Origin of the sequence: Methylophaga sp. UBA4204, from assembly GCF_002379485.1 — a bacterium.
GTDB lineage: Bacteria > Pseudomonadota > Gammaproteobacteria > Nitrosococcales > Methylophagaceae > Methylophaga.
The window spans coordinates 34,324-35,616 of the sequence record NZ_DFTU01000094.1 but is presented as its reverse complement, the minus strand read 5'-3'; the positions used below and the strand labels follow the sequence as shown (position 1 = coordinate 35,616).

Annotated in this window: 2 protein-coding genes; both read right to left on the bottom strand. The window is 43.3% G+C overall.

Annotation, left to right across the window (positions count from 1 at the left end; genetic code table 11):
- Positions 1-836, bottom strand: an 836-nt coding sequence (locus B3182_RS14265; RefSeq protein WP_292753217.1) for a TonB-dependent receptor plug domain-containing protein, incomplete at its 3' end; no start/stop codon positions are given.
- 115 nt (positions 837-951) lie between these two features.
- Positions 952-1,293, bottom strand: a 342-nt coding sequence (locus B3182_RS14260; protein ID WP_292753214.1) for an ATP-binding protein, incomplete at its 5' end; no start/stop codon positions are given.

The following is a 1,293-nucleotide window of genomic DNA, read 5'->3' as shown; positions in this document are numbered from 1 at the left end:
GGGTATATCAGATTCCCTCGGTTAGCTGGTGCTCCTGCTGGTGGAGGACTAAATATCCATTGAGGACGCTGGGTTCTATCGCCCTCATCTTTATGGTTTTCGTAACTCAGACGTACTGTTTGACTGTCAGTCAAGTGTCCGACAACTTTTGCAAACAGATACTCTTGATCAGCTTCTGTACCTGATACTTCATCACCATTTCCATCTTCGTAATTGTCGACATCTGATTGCGTATAAGAAACCATGCCGCTCCAGTCTTCGGTCAATTTCCCAAACAGAGTAGTACTCGTTTTAAAACTATCAGTATTGCTGGAGAACATGCCTTTTACCAGACCACCGAAGTTTTCACCCGGCTTCAGCATATCTTCTGGATCTTTGGTCACAAATTTAACTGAACCGCCTAATGCTCCTGGACCTGACAACGCATTTCCTGCCCCCGCATTGACTTCAACGCGTTTTAATAATTCAGGTTCAATACTGATTCGACCTGCGTGGTGAAATTGACGAGTCGCCTGCTGTGCACCATCAATAGTGATATTTAACAGCTGATCTTCAATACCACGAACATAGAGTTTTTGGGCAAACCCAGGACCACCGCCAATTGTCACTTCAGGCGACTGACTGAAGAGATCTTGCAAATCAGTTGCCTGTAGTTTTTCAATTTGTTCTGCTGTGACGCTATTGAGCTCTGGGGTAATAGTATTCCCCGTCACTTTAACGACATCTAGTTCAATACTTTCACTCTCTTCTGCCCAAACAACCTGACCTGCCAAAGCAGAAGCTATTGCCAATGTTAAAATCGTCGGACGACTTACAATACTCCGTTTTATACTCACACCAACCTCGCGAATAATAATCATTATCAAATAGAACAGATTCGCATTCTAGTCAGTGTGAACGGAGATTAAAACCAAATTTACAATTGTTACAATTAATTGAACTTGAGTAGGTTTAACTTTTGGAGGTCAGCGGCAATTCCATGATCATTGTTAATCCACCGTGCTCATGAATCTGTGCCCATAACTTTCCGCCTGTCGCTTCGACTTGACGTCTTGCAAGTGCGAGACCTACCCCGAACCCTTTATAGGTTTCAGATTGAGATCCCTTTATACGGTAAAACGGTTTGAAGATATTTTGCAGTTGTTCTCTGGCGACACCAGCTCCCTGATCATCAATCTGTAAATTGTAACGGTCTTGGTATCGTTTCAGCGTTAAGCTCACCGTTCCTTTTAGCGGTGTGTGCGAAAGAGCATTACGTAATATATTTTCAATCGCATGTCCTAAAGCACGATC